The 16,587-nt window shown below is 56.0% G+C and carries 20 protein-coding genes and 3 pseudogenes; 11 read left to right on the forward strand and 12 right to left on the reverse strand.

Going from position 1 to position 16,587, the window contains the following annotated elements; translation table 11 throughout:
- Positions 1 to 5 precede the first annotated feature (5 nt).
- Positions 6 to 449: a hypothetical protein gene (locus tag JUI81_RS28240; protein ID WP_204125467.1), complete on the forward strand. Its 444-nt coding sequence runs from the start codon at positions 6 to 8 to the stop codon at positions 447 to 449.
- Positions 450 to 484: 35 nt separating this feature from the next.
- On the opposite strand, the gene JUI81_RS28245 is transcribed toward JUI81_RS28240, so the two are convergent.
- The 4 genes and pseudogenes from JUI81_RS28245 to JUI81_RS28260 form a co-directional block, all read right to left on the reverse strand.
- Complete coding sequence (locus JUI81_RS28245; RefSeq protein WP_204125468.1) at positions 485 to 739, reverse strand: hypothetical protein; 255 nt, start codon at positions 737 to 739, stop codon at positions 485 to 487.
- Entirely contained in the window at positions 736 to 924 is a 189-nt protein-coding gene (locus JUI81_RS28250) for a hypothetical protein (protein ID WP_204125469.1), read from the reverse strand. The genes JUI81_RS28245 and JUI81_RS28250 overlap by 4 nt, the downstream gene beginning before the upstream one ends.
- Positions 921 to 1,110, reverse strand: a pseudogene (locus tag JUI81_RS28255) (hypothetical protein). The gene JUI81_RS28250 and the pseudogene JUI81_RS28255 overlap by 4 nt, the downstream one beginning before the upstream one ends.
- An 11-nt stretch (positions 1,111 to 1,121) precedes the next feature.
- Positions 1,122 to 1,394 carry a hypothetical protein gene (locus JUI81_RS28260; RefSeq protein WP_204125470.1) on the reverse strand — a complete coding sequence of 91 codons (273 nt, stop codon included), beginning with the start codon at positions 1,392 to 1,394 and terminating at the stop codon, positions 1,122 to 1,124.
- A gap of 344 nt (positions 1,395 to 1,738) precedes the next feature.
- Here JUI81_RS28260 and JUI81_RS28265 point away from each other — a divergent pair, with 344 nt between their 5' ends.
- The 4 genes and pseudogenes from JUI81_RS28265 (at position 1,739) to JUI81_RS28280 (ending at position 4,575) form a co-directional block, all read left to right on the forward strand.
- Complete coding sequence (locus tag JUI81_RS28265) at positions 1,739 to 2,239, forward strand: hypothetical protein (protein WP_204125471.1); 501 nt, start codon at positions 1,739 to 1,741, stop codon at positions 2,237 to 2,239.
- A gap of 96 nt (positions 2,240 to 2,335) precedes the next feature.
- Entirely contained in the window at positions 2,336 to 2,653 is a 318-nt protein-coding gene (locus JUI81_RS32325; protein ID WP_374707278.1) for a transposase, read from the forward strand.
- Positions 2,650 to 2,985 (forward strand): IS66 family insertion sequence element accessory protein TnpB, encoded by a 336-nt coding sequence (tnpB, locus tag JUI81_RS31910; protein WP_157815127.1) that lies wholly within the window; start codon positions 2,650 to 2,652, stop codon positions 2,983 to 2,985. Before JUI81_RS32325 ends, tnpB begins: the two co-directional genes overlap by 4 nt.
- Positions 2,986 to 3,047: 62 nt before the next feature.
- Positions 3,048 to 4,575: pseudogene (locus JUI81_RS28280) on the forward strand (IS66 family transposase).
- Between the two features lie 38 nt (positions 4,576 to 4,613).
- Here JUI81_RS28280 and JUI81_RS28285 read toward each other — a convergent pair.
- The 5 genes and pseudogenes from JUI81_RS28285 to JUI81_RS28300 form a co-directional block, all read right to left on the reverse strand.
- Positions 4,614 to 5,159, reverse strand: a complete 546-nt coding sequence (locus JUI81_RS28285) for a hypothetical protein (RefSeq protein WP_168233381.1) — start codon at positions 5,157 to 5,159, stop codon at positions 4,614 to 4,616.
- A gap of 218 nt (positions 5,160 to 5,377) precedes the next feature.
- A pseudogene (locus JUI81_RS31915) lies at positions 5,378 to 5,518 on the reverse strand (phage tail protein); the annotation flags it as partial.
- 496 nt (positions 5,519 to 6,014) lie between these two features.
- Entirely contained in the window at positions 6,015 to 6,224 is a 210-nt protein-coding gene (trbK, locus tag JUI81_RS28290; RefSeq protein ID WP_204125472.1) for an entry exclusion lipoprotein TrbK, read from the reverse strand.
- A gap of 156 nt (positions 6,225 to 6,380) precedes the next feature.
- A complete protein-coding gene (locus JUI81_RS28295) occupies positions 6,381 to 6,740 on the reverse strand; it encodes a VOC family protein (RefSeq protein ID WP_204125473.1) in 360 nt (119 codons plus the stop codon).
- A 384-nt stretch (positions 6,741 to 7,124) separates the two neighbouring features.
- On the reverse strand, positions 7,125 to 7,724 hold the full coding sequence (locus JUI81_RS28300; RefSeq protein ID WP_172901196.1) for a TetR/AcrR family transcriptional regulator: 600 nt from the start codon (positions 7,722 to 7,724) through the stop codon (positions 7,125 to 7,127).
- 149 nt (positions 7,725 to 7,873) lie between these two features.
- Here JUI81_RS28300 and JUI81_RS28305 point away from each other — a divergent pair, with 149 nt between their 5' ends.
- From JUI81_RS28305 to JUI81_RS28325, 5 genes are all read left to right on the forward strand, one after another.
- Positions 7,874 to 8,974 carry an alkene reductase gene (locus JUI81_RS28305; protein WP_204125474.1) on the forward strand — a complete coding sequence of 367 codons (1,101 nt, stop codon included), beginning with the start codon at positions 7,874 to 7,876 and terminating at the stop codon, positions 8,972 to 8,974.
- Between the two features lie 52 nt (positions 8,975 to 9,026).
- Positions 9,027 to 9,815 carry an SDR family oxidoreductase gene (locus JUI81_RS28310; RefSeq protein ID WP_204125475.1) on the forward strand — a complete coding sequence of 263 codons (789 nt, stop codon included), beginning with the start codon at positions 9,027 to 9,029 and terminating at the stop codon, positions 9,813 to 9,815.
- 82 nt (positions 9,816 to 9,897) lie between these two features.
- Positions 9,898 to 10,767, forward strand: coding sequence for an alpha/beta fold hydrolase (locus JUI81_RS28315; RefSeq protein ID WP_204125476.1), 870 nt, complete (start codon positions 9,898 to 9,900; stop codon positions 10,765 to 10,767).
- Between the two features lie 67 nt (positions 10,768 to 10,834).
- Positions 10,835 to 11,833: an NADP-dependent oxidoreductase gene (locus tag JUI81_RS28320; protein ID WP_204125511.1), complete on the forward strand. Its 999-nt coding sequence runs from the start codon at positions 10,835 to 10,837 to the stop codon at positions 11,831 to 11,833.
- Positions 11,834 to 12,182: 349 nt separating this feature from the next.
- The gene (locus tag JUI81_RS28325; RefSeq protein ID WP_019578443.1) at positions 12,183 to 12,344 is read left to right on the forward strand and encodes a hypothetical protein; all 162 of its coding nucleotides are present in this window, start codon (positions 12,183 to 12,185) and stop codon (positions 12,342 to 12,344) included.
- Between the two features lie 184 nt (positions 12,345 to 12,528).
- On the opposite strand, the gene JUI81_RS28330 is transcribed toward JUI81_RS28325, so the two are convergent.
- Entirely contained in the window at positions 12,529 to 13,743 is a 1,215-nt protein-coding gene (locus JUI81_RS28330) for an MFS transporter (protein ID WP_204125477.1), read from the reverse strand.
- 98 nt (positions 13,744 to 13,841) lie between these two features.
- Between JUI81_RS28330 and JUI81_RS28335 the strand changes: the two genes are divergently transcribed.
- On the forward strand, positions 13,842 to 14,783 hold the full coding sequence (locus tag JUI81_RS28335) for a LysR family transcriptional regulator (RefSeq protein WP_019578441.1): 942 nt from the start codon (positions 13,842 to 13,844) through the stop codon (positions 14,781 to 14,783).
- Positions 14,784 to 15,177: 394 nt separating this feature from the next.
- Here the strand turns inward: JUI81_RS28335 and JUI81_RS28340 are convergent, their stop codons facing one another.
- Both JUI81_RS28340 and JUI81_RS28345 read right to left on the reverse strand, forming a co-directional pair.
- Positions 15,178 to 15,747: a DJ-1/PfpI family protein gene (locus tag JUI81_RS28340; protein ID WP_019578440.1), complete on the reverse strand. Its 570-nt coding sequence runs from the start codon at positions 15,745 to 15,747 to the stop codon at positions 15,178 to 15,180.
- A gap of 153 nt (positions 15,748 to 15,900) precedes the next feature.
- Entirely contained in the window at positions 15,901 to 16,557 is a 657-nt protein-coding gene (locus tag JUI81_RS28345; RefSeq protein WP_019578439.1) for an HAD hydrolase-like protein, read from the reverse strand.
- Between the last annotated feature and the right edge of the window lie 30 nt (positions 16,558 to 16,587).

Here is a 16,587-nt window from a genome sequence, read left to right on the forward strand (position 1 = left end):
ATTTCATGTCTCGCACGCAAATCAGATCTCTCGCAGCCTGCACGCTCGCAGCCGCAACTCTCCTTGGCTGTGCTGCAACGCCCAAGGCAACGTGGACCAACAAGGGCCCTGTAGAGATCGCCACGGAACGTGGAAGAATCGCCTGTTACACCGATGCAAACATCATCGATGGCGAGCGAATGGAAGGCTCCCTATGTGCCACTGCAGCATCTGGATTTTTTAGTGACGGCGAGCCTGAAATATACTTTGGCCCATGGAATCAGCGATTCATGCAAGTGCCAGTAAGCCAAACCACAGCAGGGGTCACTGTCCCTTACAAAGACAAAACCGTCTTCTTACAATGCAAACCACTAGCGTCAACAGATAGTAAGGTGGAGGCGGCACGCGACTGCGTTACGATCAATAACCAGTTGCTAGTCAGCGCCAAGGTTACCTATCCGCCTAAGTAACCGCCTACCCGTGCCGCATTAACCCTGCGGCACACCTACCCTTCCCCGCTATCCAGCAGCACATCAATCAGCTTCTGCTCACCCAGGCGCATAGCACCCAGGCACTGCAGGTCGTCACACTTTGGCCCCAGCCCGAACACAGTGACCTCGCCTTTTGGGCCAATCAGGGTTAAGGCGCCAACAGTACAATCCGGATGCACACCGGCATCGAGGTCATCAGCAATCTTGCGGAGCGTCTTGGCGGCGTCGCGCCAATCCTCACGCTTGAAATCAATAAGCTTGGCGGTCATGCCGTCACCTGCTGTAGCCACTCTTCAATGATCCGGCGCACTACTGGTTCGGTCAGGATGGCGGATGGTTTGTCTCCAGTGATCACTGATCGCACCAGGTCACAGGGCAGCACGTGGACGGCGTCACTTGCCACCACTGTCAGGTGCGGTCGCTGGTCCGCGATGTCGTGAATATCTGCGGTCATTGGCTCACCATGATGTGCGTTTGTCCGTGTGCATGCCCATGCAGCAGTGATACAACCAGCCCCTGAGAGGCCCGCAGCCTTGGCTGCGTCAATCGCTTTGGCGATGGCGCTATCCAGTTCAGTGATCGCCTGGTTGATGGCGGGACTCAGTGGCAATGCGTGATGCAGGCGCGTTACGTTGGTCATGCATCACCCCATCAGAGAGCGATACGCTCAGCCAGGATTTCGGACAGCTCGCCCATGGCGCTGGCCTGCGCAGTCAGCAGCTCTTTCGACTTGGCGCTCAGCTCACGGAAGCCCTGGGTTTTCAGGAAAACGGTCAGTTTCGCGAGGCGATCATCGTTCTGCGCCTTCTCGCCAACCATCCGCTGCACATGCGGCGGGAGCTGCCGAACATGGCCAATGCCGATGTAAGCCTTCTCGAAAATATCTTTAGGGCTCCAGCTGGTGTAGCCGTCTTCGTACTTCACGGCGTAACCGTCAACACCGTCTTTCGGAACAACTGGGGAGGTTCAAAGTACGCAGTTTGATGCGTGAGCTTGACCTCGTGAGCAAGCAGCGTTAATCGGCGCTGTTGCCATCTTTTATGGCAAGCGATCAGGCTCAATTATCGCTGTTCTATTGGCATTTGGCTGGGTAGCACTTGGGTTAGCCATTAATCAGACAGTTGTTTGCTCTACCGTTATGTATTGCTTGGGAAGGCTAGGTACCGACGAGACCTAGAGTACAGACAAGCCCATCAGACCCCGGGTATCAAAATCCGCATGATTTGTCCTCGTTCTGAAGCAGAGACCGTAGCATTGGGCTGATCAAGATGAGAAAGTTCACCTCAGAAATCGTCTCGCCACTCGCCTGTGCGTTATTCGATAGTTTTTTACAGCAGGGAGAGCTGATGAAATTACGTCCACTCCGTTTAGAACCGCGAGATTTGAGCCTGGCTCTTTTTGCTTTCAGTCTCATGCTGCCAGCCATCAATGAGCGAAATGAAGTATGGGAACGTGAAAGCGTTACCTACGGCTATGACGTCTTGCGTGTCGGCTTTCTTGCGCTACTGGATGGTAGCGCTGCCTGGCTGGCCAACATCTTTTTTATCGCGGCATTTTTTTCACAGAAGAGCGCAAGGCGGAGTCTTTTGTTCTCCCTGTGCGCCATACTCTTGGGTCTTTCATCATTCGCGTATACGAGTATGTGGAATGATGGCGGCGGAAGAATAACCATAACTGGATACACCTATGGATTCTATGTATGGATGTCATCCTTTGTATGGCTGGCACTCTTAGCGGCTCGAAAGGCTATGCGAGACAATCAAACGTAAGGGGCCGGCGAACACACCTTCCGAACTCCAGCATTAAGGACGATGGTGTCCGCATATTTTTAAGCGGACGCTATCGCCCTTAACGTCAGGAATTCCATACGCCAACGAAGCTCTTATCCCAAATCGTTCAAAGCCCAGGTTGTTCAGGAATGCCTGCAACCGGGCGCGACCATCTCCGGCGTCGCCATCAGCCATGGCATCAACGCCAACGTAATTCGAAAGTGGATGCCGCTGCACCGGGATCAGCCCCCAGCGGTGCTACCTGCTTTTATTCCAGTGAAATCTACGCCAAAACGGCCGACTGAAACGTCGGCGGTCATCGATCTGCCGTTTGGCGATCAATCGATCACAGTGAAATGGCCAACCTCTGATCCTGAAGGGTGTGCCCGCTTTGTCCTTGGGCTCACGCAATGATTCGCATCGATGCCATCTGGCTCGCCACCGAACCCATGGACATGCGTGCCGGCACTGAAACTGCGCTGGCCAGAGTGATTGGGGTGTTCGGCGCGGCGAAGCCGCACTGCGCTTATCTGTTTGCCAATCGTCGTGCTACCCGCATGAAAGTTCTGGTGCATGACGGGATTGGCGTCTGGCTCGCTGCGCGTCGGTTGAACCAAGGCAAGTTTCATTGGCCTGGCATTCGACAAGGCTGCGAAATGGAGCTGGATAACGAACAACTTCAGGCCTTGGTTCTCGGCCTACCTTGGCAACGCGTTGGAGCTGGCGGTGCAATCACACTGCTTTAAGAAGCTGTAATTAGCACCTTGGACTACTGCCGCCAGCGATCTGCTTTGGTAAAATCCAGGGCATGACTTCCTCGCCCAATCTCGATCAACTGACCCCCGATCAACTGCGTGCATTCGCTGCGCAGTTGCTGTCGCAGGTCGACACGATGGGCAAGAAGATCCAGCGAATCGAAACGGTCAACGAACAGCTCACCCACGAAATCGCACTGCTCAAACGGCACAAGTTCGCCAAGCGCAGCGAACAGCTGAGCCCTGACCAAGGCAGCCTGCTCGACGACCTCCTGGATACTGATATCGCAGCTATCGAGGCTGAGTTGAAGTCGGTCAACCCGCCTGCTGCTCCGGCCGAACTGCGTCAGCAGCCCAAGCGTGGAGCCTTGCCACCGCAGTTTCCGCGCACCGTGATCCGCCACGAACCAGACAACACCCAGTGCGCGTGCGGCTGCCAGCTTCAGCGCGTCGGAGAAGACATCAGCGAGAAGCTGGATTACACGCCGGGCGTGTTCACGGTCGAGCAACACGTACGGGGGAAATGGGCCTGTCGCGAGTGCGAAACGCTGATCCAGGCGCCTGTTCCGGCCCAGGTTATCGATAAGGGAATACCCACCGCAGGCCTTCTCGCCCACGTAATGGTAGCGAAGTTCGCTGACCACTTGCCGCTGTATCGGCAAGAGAAAATCTTTGGTCGTGCCGGCTTGGCTATTGCTCGCTCGACACTGGCGCAATGGGTCGGCCAAACCGGGGTGCAGCTCCAGCCGCTGGTCGATGCGTTACGTGAAACGGTACTTGCCCAAGGCGTGATCCACGCTGACGAAACGCCAGTGCAGATGCTCGCGCCGGGCCAGAAGAAGACCCACCGTGCTTACATCTGGGCTTACTGCTCTACGCCTTTTTTCGCCGCTCAAGGCAGTGGTTTATGACTTCAGCCCGAGCCGTGCGGGCGAACATGCGCGTAACTTCCTTGGCCAGTGGATCGGCAAGCTGGTGTGCGATGATTTCGCCGGCTACAAGGCAAGCTTCCAGCAAGGCATCACGGAAATCGGCTGCATGGCGCATGCCCGCCGCAAGTTCTTCGATCTGCATGCGACCAACAAAAGCCAACTGGCCGAACAGGCGCTTCATTCGATTGGCGGGTTGTACGAAGTCGAACGGCAAGCGCGGGATATGACCGAAGAAGATCGCTGGAGAATACGTCAGGAAAAAGCGGCGCCGATACTCAATGCATTACATACCTGGATGCTGGCCCAGCGCGATCTTGTGCCCGAAGGATCGGCTATCGCCAAAGCTCTGGATTACAGCCTTAAGCGCTGGGGCGCACTGGCTCGATATATCGAGGACGGTGCTGTGCCCATAGATAATAATCCAGTCGAAAACCAGATACGGCCGTGGGCACTCGGCCGCTCCAACTGGTTGTTTGCCGGATCACTACGCAGCGGTAAGCGGGCCGCCGCGATCATGAGCTTGATCCAGTCGGCACGCATGAATGGGCATGATCCGTATGCCTATCTCAAAGATGTACTGACGCGGCTGCCGACGCAGCAGGCGAGTGAGATCGATCAGTTGCTGCCGCATCAGTGGGTGCCTACCTGAGCTTGAGGCGAGAAGCGGCCGAAACTCAGGGAGGATATCTATTTTTTTGCGCAACTACTCGACGGGACTTCTGCGATAGGGCCGGGCGTCTCTAAACCGGAGAGCAGTCGAATCACTCCGCCGCATTTCCCGTCATGCCGGTCAAGGTATGCCTCATAATCTTTACCTGCCTCAGGAGTAAATACTCGGGTAGGTGGCACACAAAACGCTTGGTCGGTGACCATTTTCATCAAGACCACAGAAGGGGCTCCTGCGGGGATAACAAACTCTGAGTACGACTCGCCATAGCTCAGATGATCGCTCCTCCATGACGCAGGCATTCCTATACTTCGTTTGGTGTGTTGTCCTACGGTGGAATTGACCTTATCTGCAACGGTATAGCCGTAGGCAAAAAGAGGTTCTTTGCTCGAAGCGCAGTCTTGCCCAGGATTGATTGCGACGGGCAAACCGTTGTTTCCGAAAAGACGGATCCTTGCGGAGGTTGCCTGATCGTAGGGCTGCTCTTGTATAGGCTGCTCGTAATTAGTAGAACCACAGCCACTCAGCAACAGCGCAGAAAAAAGGGCCAGCAATCGGATGTTCAAAAACAACTCCTTGGTTCAGATATCAAACCGTTATCGGCAAGTTTTTGAATACCTAAATGTCCCCGCCGACGCAATCGGAAAGCAATCTCTAGAGCAGGGCTTTGAAGGGGGGGCTCTGCGCCTCCCGATGCATCAGGCGAGCAAAAATTGCAAAGCTGCCGGGGCAGCATGGACGGGTGCCTGTTTAACATCACAAGATGTGTTGAGCAGACGCTTACGAGCCAAGGGCCGCCAAAAACGATCATCTCGGATGGCCTGCCGTACAGGTGATGCAGCAGAAAAGGTCCAGGGCCGAAGGTAGCTGAATCCTCACTGGGTAATGCCGGATCGGCACCTAGGAAAATATACGCTTCAAAGGGTCCGATTACGGCGGCCTGCACATCTACTTCGACAAGAAGCCCAAGGATGATTCTTCGCTCTACAGCAGCCGCGAGCGAGACGAGTACAGCCTCGATAACGCCATTCACATCTCATTCGATAGACGCGGTAAGGATCGTGACGAAAAGGGGCGCGAAGTCGGCACCGTCTACGCAGACAAGATCGACAACGAGAAGATTGGCCAAACCCTGCGGTTCAGGAGCAAGTTTGAAAAGCTGCTGGCTGCCCTCTACTTCGGTTCAGCCAAGATATTGGTGGACTGCGAAGAAGAAGAATTCAGCTACGGCATTTACGACTGACCAACCAGCGCCACGACAGCCTGTCGTTAAATGCCCGATCCTCTCTATGAGAGCGCATCGGGGTGTGATCTGAAAGCTCGCAAGTGAGGGCGCCAGAGAACGGAACTTGCGAGCAGGTGGCGCTCTTGCCAGATCACACCCCGATGCGGACGCCCCCTCCATGCGCCCTCTTAACGCCTCACCAACTTTTGGGCGGAGAAGACTTGAATTCGCCTCTACGCAGGCACTTGCTCACCAGCTCCTTGCGTGCAGCATCATCGGGCAGTGTTTTGAGGTGCTCGGCAGTGCAGTTCGCGTCGCTGACTTCGTAGGGATTTTTGCCTGGATCTGGGTCCGCCAGTACCGAACCTACGAAAAGTATTGAAGCACTGAGAATCAAAAAACGCATAGCAGGCAATCCTTGGCAGTAAGTGGGCAGCCGTTTTAACAACTGACTTCGCCTTGGGCAACCCCTTCCCCTCCGACACCACCCGCATGCACTCCCCTCCGTGCCCAACGGCAACCAGCGGAATGGATGAGTGCAGCCAAGTGGTTTTGAATCAGGTCACGATCTGAATGCACGACTGGAAATGCTGACATTATTTTGGTCTGGATCTTTGGCATTGGAAAAACTGTACCCCTCTGCCTCGTGTGTCGGGCCAAAAAGCAGTCCCTTTTCTGCAGAGGTCTCCTTGAAAGCCTGAACGTCATCCACATCAAAAACGATTTTCACGCACGCCTGACCGTTCTTTAGGCCTTTGGCCGCCTTGTGCAGAAGTAGCTTGGCGCCACCTGCTGGCGAAGTCAGTTCCGTGATGCCGTTGAGTTCCGGCAATGCGGAAAACCCAAAATGCCGAGTGTAGAAATCAGAAGTCTTCGCGACATCCTTCGCATAAATGATCACCGCATTGATTGCTGGCTTCATATCACCCCTCCCTGGTTGGTCACTCAAATCAGCTAGCCATCTTAGCGATGTCGAAAATTGAAAGTAATGGAACGAAAAAATGCTACACGCCGCGAATTTAGCGGCTTTAAATAGCGGACTTGAAAACCGTCGACTGTAACAGGTCCATGAGTTCGAATCCCATCGCCTCCGCCATCTTTATACGACAAAGCCCTGATTTTTCGGGGCTTTGTCGTTTCTGGGATCCGCAATTTTTATTCCGTCCTTTCTAGATCGTTTCCGCATCTTTTGGGTCATTTGCGCAACCCTCCCATTCCGCAACACAACAAATCCCGCTCAAATCAAATGGGTCAAAAAACTGTGTAGCGTATTTTGATCGCGCGAATAGGCCGTTCACGCTTTGAATTAATCTTCCTTCAACACCGGTTCAACTTCATCGACCGGCAACGAAGCCAACATTTCAGCGCGACAAACCTCAAGGATCTCATCCGCGAGTGCAGAATCATCCGGACAGGCACGCGACAAAATAATCGCGCCGACAGCACGAGACAGCAGGTCGATCATTTTCTTTCTCCCCTCTCCCGCCTCGGCATCCGGTCCCGTCGGATATTTCTCTCCCAGCGTTTGCAGGGTGTGTTCAATGCCTTCGGCAAATGTCGTTTTCACATCATCCGATTGACGCGCCGCGTCGCCGCACAACGCAGCCATAGTGCAACCGCTGCCACGTCCGTCCCGATGTTCTCGGGTCACATAGACGTTGATGAAGCCCGGAACATCGAGCGCTTGGGCGCCTGTCAGCGATTTGGCAAGACTGCAGGCCGAGGCTTCGGCCATCAGGTCGGCCTTCGACCCGAAGTGCTTGTAGAAGCCTCCATGGGTGAAACCGGCAGCCGCCATGAGATCCGCCACACCGACGCCGTCAAAGCCGCGCTCACGGAACAGCTCTGAGGCCGTTTCAACGATGTGCTCTCGATTGGCCTGCGCCTGGGCCTTGGTCACTCTCACGTGCAATACCTCGTGTTTACCGGGAAATCATGCGTCCAATCATACATAGATGCTGGTCATAATCAAAACCGTTGACAGTTTAGATTTCGATCATCATCCTAATTACACGCAACACCGATCTCCATCAACGGGCACGGAAGAAATACCAGATGACCAATCAGAATCTGTTCACCCCTTACACCCTTGGCAGCCTAACGCTGTCGAACCGGGTCGTCCTCGCGCCGCTGACACGCAACCGCGCAGGCCAGGGCTTCGTCCCCAGCGAGTTCGCGGCCACCTATTACAGCCAACGCGCCAGCGCCGGCCTGCTGATCAGCGAAGCCACGCAGATTTCCCGCCAGGGCCAGGGTTATCAGGACACCCCGGGGATCTACACGCAGGCGCAGATAGACGGCTGGCGCACCGTGACCGATGCCGTCCACGCCAAGGGCGGAAAAATCTTCCTGCAACTGTGGCATGTCGGCCGTGTGTCGCATGTTGATCTGCAAGAAAACGGCGCTGCTCCTGTGGCCCCTTCTGCACTGCGCGCCGCCACCAAAGTGTTCGTCAACAACCGTTTTGAAGACGTCTCCGAGCCGCGCGCACTGGACATCAGCGAACTGCCGGGGATCGTCGCCGATTTCCGCCAGGCTGCGTCCAACGCTATCGCCGCTGGGTTCGATGGTGTGGAGATTCACGGTGCAAACGGCTATTTGCTGGATCAATTTCTCAAGGACAGCGCCAATCTGCGTACCGATGCTTACGGCGGTTCGATTGAAAATCGTGCACGTCTGTTGCTCGAAGTGACGACGGCCGTCATCAATGAAATCGGCGCGGATCGCACCGGTGTGCGCCTGTCTCCGGTTTCGCCGGCCAATGGCGTATCCAGCAGCGATCCGCAGGCGCAATTCGATTACGTCGCTGAACAACTCGACGCCCTCGACGTGGTTTATCTGCACGTGGTCGAAGGCGCGACCGGTGGCTCGCGCAACGTGGCGCCCTTCGATTTCGGCGCTCTGCGCCAGCGCTTCAAAAACACCTACATCGCTAACAACGGCTATGACCTGGAGCTGGCGACTTCGAGGCTCGCTGAAGACCAGGCCGACCTGATCGCCTTCGGTCGCCCGTTCATTGGCAATCCGGATCTGGTGGAGCGCCTCAAACGTGGCGCGCCATTGTCCGCGTTCAATCCCGCCACCCTCTATGGCGGCGGTGCGGCTGGCTACATCGACTACCCGACGCTGGCTGAATCGAGCGCTACCGCAAGCTGAGCCATCAGTGATCGCGCTTTCTATTTCACACATCCTGAAAGAGAGATACCCCATGAGCACTCGCCCTACTGTTCTCATCACTGGCGCCTCCACCGGCATTGGCGCGGTCTACGCCGAGCGCTTCGCGCAACGCGGCCACGATCTGGTACTGGTCGCCCGCGATCAGGCGCGCCTGGACGCGCTTGCAGCGCGCTTGCGCAGCGAACACGACGTCGCCGTCGATGTCATTGCGGCGGACCTGACCCAACTCAGCGATCTGACAACCGTTGAAAGCCGCCTGCGCGACGACGCCCGCATCGGCATCCTCGTCAATAACGCCGGCGCCGCGCTGTCCGGTAACTTCATCGACCAAAGCACCGACAGCGTTGCGCAACTGGTCGCCCTCAACACCACGGCGCTGGTACGACTCGCCAGCGCCATCGCCCCACGCCTGGCCAAGGCAGGCGACGGCGCGATCATCAACATCGGTTCGGTGGTGGGCCTCGCGCCGGAGTTCGGCATGACGGTCTACGGTGCGACCAAGGCATTTGTGCTGTTCCTTTCCCAGGGCCTGAGCCTGGAACTTTCGCCTCAGGGCGTCTACGTGCAGGCCGTGCTGCCCGCCGCCACCCGCACGGAGATCTGGGATCGCTCCGGCGTCGACATCAACACCTTGAGCGAAATCATGGAAGTGGGCGATCTGGTGGATGCCGCCCTGGTCGGTTTTGATCGTCGTGAACCGGTGACCATCCCGCCGCTGCACGAAGCGGAACGCTGGGATGAGCTGCAGAGCGCACGTCAGGGCCTGCTGGGACAAATCCGCCAGTCTGCGGTTGCCCAGCGCTACCAGACTCCACAGTGATTTTTTGGTAGCGAGCATTAGCGCCAGATTCGATGCAGGCGCAAGTCACTGCATCGAATCCGACCCGCTGTCCGGAGTAGCAATGAATTCAACGCAGACAAGTACGCCCTCGGGTTCACAGACGTCGTTCATCAATGCGACGAACCAGACGATCACGGTCAACGGCATTCCCTTTGCCTATCGCGATACCGGCCCCGCAACCGGTGTGCCCCTAGTACTGTTCAACCACTGGGGCGCGGTGCTGGACAACTTCGACCCCGCGATCATCGATGGCCTTGCACAAACCAGACGCGTCATTACCACCGACTATCGCGGCATCGGCGGCTCTGGTGGAAGCGCACCACTGACCGTCGGCGAAATGGCTGACGATGCCATCCAGCTGATCCATGCGCTGGGGTTGGAAACCGTTGATGTGCTCGGTTTCTCCCTCGGCGGTTTCGTCGCTCAGGACATCGCCCTGAAGGCACCTAATTTGGTGCGGCGTTTGATTCTGACCGGCACCGGACCGGCCGGCGGCAGCGATATCGACAAGGTCGGCTCGGTGACATGGCCATTGATGTTCAAAGGCTTGCTGACCCTGCGCGATCCGAAGTTCTACCTGTTTTTTACTTCGACGCCCAATGGCCGTCGATCCGCCTTGCAGTATTTACAGCGCCTGAAAGTACGCAAAAAGAATCGCGACAAGGGCCCGACGCCCAGCGCTTTCCTGCGGCAGTTGAAAGCCATCACCGCGTGGGGCAAACAGCCGCCGCAAGACCTCGGGCGCTTGCGGACGCCGACGCTGATCGTCAACGGCGACAACGACATCATGGTGCCCAGCGTTAACTCGAGTGCACTGGCAAAGCGTATCCCCAACGCACAACTGGTGATTTATGAGGATGCCGGGCACGGCGGTATTTTCCAACACCACGTTGACTTTGTGGCCAAGGCGCAGGCGTTCCTCGATGCCTGACAACGCGGCGCAGCAACGCAGCAACGCACCGGCTACCCTCCTTACAACCGACAAGAGCCGCACCACGATGAAAGCATTTCTAATTGATCGCTATGGCAAGAACCCCGGGCGGATTGGCGAAGCTCCCGCCCCCGCAGTGAGTGCCCACGACGTTTTGATCGAGGTACACGCCAGCAGCGTCAACGTGCTGGATTCGAAGATCAGCAAAGGCGAATTCAAGCTGATCCTGCCCTACTCATTTCCGTTGATCCTGGGTAACGATCTGGCAGGCGTCGTGATTGAGGTGGGCTCGAAGGTGACACGCTTCAAACCGGGAGACGAAGTGTACGCTCGCCCACCGGAAGCGCGGATCGGCACGTTCGCCGAATTGATCGCCGTGAACGAGAACGCGATCGCCCTGAAACCTGCCAATACCAGCATGGCACAAGCCGCGTCCCTCCCCTTGGTTGCACTGACCGCCTGGCAAGTGCTGGTCGAAACCGCCCAACTGAAAAAGGGTCAGAAAGTGCTGATTCACGCCGGCTCCGGCGGCGTCGGCACCCTCGCCATCCAGCTCGCCAAACACCTCGGTGCCTTTGTCGCTACAACCACCAGCACTGCGAATGTCGAATGGGTGAAGGCATTGGGGGCCGATCTGGTGATCGACTACAAACAGCAGAACTTCGAAAGTGTCTTGCACGACTACGACGTAGTGTTGAACAGTCTCGGCGCCGATGTCCTGGAGAAGTCACTCAAGGTGCTCAAGCCAGGTGGCCAGCTCATTTCCATCTCAGGGCCACCCACTGCGCAGTTCGCACAGGAGCAAGATTTGTCCTGGCCATTGAAGCAAATCATGCGCCTGCTGAGCCTCGGTATTCGGCGCAAGGCCCGCAAGCAAGACGTCAACTACAGGTTTGTATTCATGCGGGCCAACGGCACCCAACTGCAACAAATAACCGCGCTCATTGAGGCCGGCATCATCAAACCGGTGATTGACCGCGCCTTCCCCTTTGAATCAACGGCAGAGGCGTTGAAGTATGTCGAGCAGGGACGAGCCAAAGGCAAGGTCGTTGTTTCGATCAAATGACTACGCCGCCTATCGATGAGTCGACCGAAGAGCCCGAGCAACTTTTAGCACACCAGCATTCTTCATCCGGGCTGAGCGAGTTGACGACACTAGAGTTGCCGAAACAGGAAGCGCAGCAAACGGACGTCGTGCCTGTTGCACCAACTGTGATCCTATGGCGCAGTTTGATGCTTAAGCAGTAGATCTCGGCCTCGCCACAGCCACCGTACAAAGCACATTCATAATCAGTTTGGCGACTCTCTCCGTAGCACAATTGACGCACCCGAGGATGAATATACGTTCATCAAAAACATTGTTCTATGCGTCTAGCCTGTGGGTTCCGACATAGTGAATACAGGAGTAACCCACCATGTTCTCGCACGAAAGCATCCCGCTGATCATCATTTTCATCATCCTGCTGCTTGGCGTGCTTACCGCCGTCCTCCATCCGGTACATGCGTTCTATAGCTGGCTTCAGAGGCGCAGGGAAAAATCATCCGCCGAGATCGCGAAAGAGGTGGATTCGCGCTGAACTTTTTTTAACGAGCCCGGCTAAGTCCGGGCTTTTTTTGAAGCTTTCGGGCCAGAAGCAGCCACTCAACGCGACTCGATAATTCCCACCCGACCGTGCATCATCATGCTCGCCACGATCCCGTCGTGGCATCACCTCTGCCCACCCTCTTAGGGTTGATAAATCCTCAACGCCTCGGCAGTAGTTAACGCCTGAAAGCATGCCCCTTGGCTATCGAAACAATCAACAGCGCTGGTAACAACAATGCCAGCGCTACCCAGGGAATAGCACCTGCCCCCCATGTTTCCAGGAAAATGCCGCCGATCACACCACTGCCTGCAAACGCCAGATTGAAGACGGTCACCAACATTGATTGCGCAATATCGGCGCCGTCACTGGCAACATCAGCCAAGGAGGTTTGCAATAAGGTTGGCGCACCACCGAAGCTCATCCCCCACAGGACGATGCCGATATAGATCGCACTGACGGGCAGGTCACCCAAGCCCAGGGCAAACGAAACCAGGATGAATGCTGTCAGGCTGAGCAGTACCAGACTCCGAAGCCTGTCATCAATCAGCGTGCCAATCATCCATAGACCGAACAAGGCCGCAATACCGAATGAAAGGAGGCCCCGATCTATCTGATCGGCCAATCCAACAGAAGCCAGGAACGCAGCAATATAGGTATAGAGGGTGTAGTGGGCCAGGATCCAGAGCATGACCACCGCCAGCACGGGCCGCACGCCTGGGGTTTGCAGGACCCTGCGTAGCGGCACGCGTCGATCGGAGCGTTGTCCGGGATAATCAGGCACTTTCAGATATATCCAGGCCATCAGCAAAAGGCTGAGTCCTGAGAGAGTCCCGAACACACAACGCCATCCCAGCAGCTTGCCGAGCCAGGCACCTAGCGGTACGCCTAGGGCTAGTGCCAAAGGGATGCCGAGCATGGCCAGCGCCATTGCGCGACCGTGCTGCTGTGGGGCGACCAATCGTCTGGCATAGCCGGCCAGCAGGCTCCAGGCCAGACCGGTTGCGATACCCACCATGAAGCGGGCAGCCAGCGTCAATGAAAACCAGGGCGACAGAGCGGTCACCGCATTACAGGCGCAAAACACCCCGACAGCCAGTAATAGCACCAAGCGCCGACGCCAGCCCTGCAACGCGAGAGTCAATGGAATAGCCGCTAACCCTGAGCCCAGTGCACATAGGGTCACCATCTGACCAGCCCACGCTTGCGACACACCAAATGCCTCGGCGATTTGCGGCAAAAGTCCTGCTGGCACCGTTTCGTTGGCGGTGGCGATAAAGCTCCCCATTGTCAGCGCCAACAGGGCCGCCAATGGAAGACGCCCAGTAGCGAGGTATCCGGTATTGCCCGATGTCGTGAAAGAGCCATTTTCAAATTGCGATTTGCCGGTCATGACCTGTGCTCAGAGGAATGGGAGACGTGAGTGTGATGAATTGCTACGGATTTGATAATTGGTCTACCATTTGATGAACCATCAAATTTGAATTGAATATGGCTACTGACCGATTGGGCGACATGCGTTTGTTTGTCGAAGCGGCAGCACTCGGCAGCTTGTCTGCCGCAGGGCGCAAACTGGCGCTGTCGCCGGCCGCGGCCAGCGCGCGACTTATCAAGCTTGAGGCGGCGCTGCGCACCAAGTTGTTTGATCGCACAACGCGTCAGTTGCGCCTCACGGAAGAAGGTCGGTTTTATTTGCAGCAATGCTGGGTCGCATTGCGGGCTATCGATGAGGCGGAAGCGGGGCTTCAAGCCAGTCAAACAGAGGTGCGTGGCAAGGTACGGATATCCGCATCTGCCGATTTTGGCCGCAATCTTTTAAATGACTGGCTTGAGACATTCAGTACATTGCACCCGGAACTGTACGTCGCGCTGACGTTGTCGGACTCGGTGTCAAATCTGGTGCAGGACGATGTCGATCTGGCAATCCGGTTTGGACAGCCGCATGACAGCTCGATGATCGCCAGGCAGTTGGCTCCCAACTGGCGAGTACTGTGCGCTTCGCCTGATTATCTGGCGCGATACGGTGAACCCCAAACCCCTACTGACTTGCCTAGCCACAAGTTCATCGTGCTGGTGACGTCTGCAGGTCCATTGAACACCTTTCACTTTGTGGTGGATGGTCAGGAATGGAACCACACCGTTCCCATGAGCCAGGCATGGGAAACCAACGACGGCGCCCTCGCGCGCGCATGGGCGTTGGCTGGACATGGCATCGCACGCAAGACCATTTGGGATGCGGCAGCCGATATCCGTGCTGGACGACTGAAGGTGCTGTTACCTGACTTTTGTGCCCGAGAGGCCGGCGTCTACGCGGTATTACACGGCAATCGTTACCGGATTCCCCGCGTGCGTGTATTGCTGGATTTCCTTACCGACCATTTTGATCGCGCAACCGATGAGCTGTTGTTCGACCTTAAAGTACCTAATGCCTGATGTTAGGAGGTTGTAAGCCACGCCATACCGGATAAGAGTTGCCGTCAAGTGCGCAATGAGGTTGCCTAGGTCGGGGGCAGACAATTTCCAGTAAGTTGAATAGCCCTCTGGTCTCGTAGACACATCTGACTGGCTGCTGGAGCGTCCGCTATGGGTCGATTCTGTTGAAAAAGTCGGTTCTTCCAGACGGCCTGCATACTGACCGCTGAAAACGCCTATTTTGCGCGCTGCTACGCGAAATCCGAGTCCTGAACCTTCTGCCCAAAACACAGACTTCAATCTCAGGCGCGTACTTTTCTGCCGTGGAAACCGAAGCCGACTTTTTCAACAGAATCGGCCAAGAGCGGACACTCGAGCACATCACCTGGTTGGCTGTTTTTTCAGGACGAAGCGGTCACCGATGTTCCGCTGCCAACATTGACCTGAACTGAGAAATGATCTCTGAAGTTAACCCGGCAGCTTCGAACACTGCGCAGGTAAAGCTAACGGGAGCAGGACCTGGCGCAGTTATGATGCGGTCAGCAACCACAGCTACTGGACTGCTTCGATAAAGCGAGGACCCTTCATAACCTGCGGCATTCTGTTGTAAAAAGTCAGCGCTGTTCGAGGTATGAGAAACCGTGTCGAGAAGCCCGGCTCTCGCAAGTGCCAGCGTTCCCCCACAGATACCGGCAATTGTCGCGCCACTTGAACGACTAGTATGAAGAAAGTCCCGAATATCCGGTGCATCTGCACGTTCCCAGATCATTCCACCGATGACGACAACAACGTCCGGTTTCCAGTCCAGGCATTGTTGCAAGCTGCAATTCACAGTTACTGCCAATCCACCCTGCGAGCGGAACTGCCCCGTAGTAGAGGCGAAAAACCTAACGTCGATCCCGTAGAACGGGGATGCGGTTCCTGCAATGAAAGCATATTCCCAGTCCGCAAAACCGGGTGTCAGTATCAATCCCACGCGTGCCATCAGTCAGAATCCTCCATGAAAACGAATAACATAAAGCGACAACACATAGATCTCAACGGCTGCCTTGGGTCGAAAGTTTCCCCTCACCGCTGACAGCTCTCGGCCAGAGGCTGATTGTTGGAATCGGCTGAAATCGCCACTCAATGGTCAAGCCTATAAACTTGCGGATGACTCAAGGTGCGTATCACTTCCTGCCAGTCGCCGTAATTCGCTCACATCGGCGAACCACTCATGGGACTGAAGACTGTGGAATGCATCATATGCTCCATATCCCCAGGCGACCGCACCAAAGGCGATACCGGCAGTCGCTGCTGCTTCACCATCCGTAGGTTGGTCGCCGATGTAGATAACGTCTTCTGGCGCCACGTCGAATTTGCGCATGACACGGCGCAAGCGAGACGCCTTGCCGAAAATGGAGACGCCGCACTCGAAGGCCCGGATATGTCGACAGCTGGAGCCCAAAATTTGCGTGATATTTTCTTGGGAATTAGAAGATACCACCGCCAGAATCAGTCCTCTCTCGTCAAGATGGGCAAGGGTATTTGCAATGTTATTGAACAGTGGGATCGAGCTTCGATGTTTCCTCATCAAGCTCATGAAGGTTCGCGCCACCAGAGGCAGCTTCCAGCGAGGCATTCCGATATGAGCCATGATCTCCCGAGCCCCCTGCTTGCGCAGACAGTCCAACTCTTGCGGGTGAATTCGACTGAATGCGTGTCTGTCAGCAACCTGGTTGAACACTGAAACAAAGAACGGAAAGGAATCAGCGAGCGTGCCGTCAAAGTCGAAAATGGCAAGCCGGTATGACATGTAAAAGCTCCTTCCTGTAGTGGTGGCAGC

Origin of the sequence: Pseudomonas sp. 008 (assembly GCF_016861935.1) — a bacterium.
Lineage (GTDB): Bacteria > Pseudomonadota > Gammaproteobacteria > Pseudomonadales > Pseudomonadaceae > Aquipseudomonas.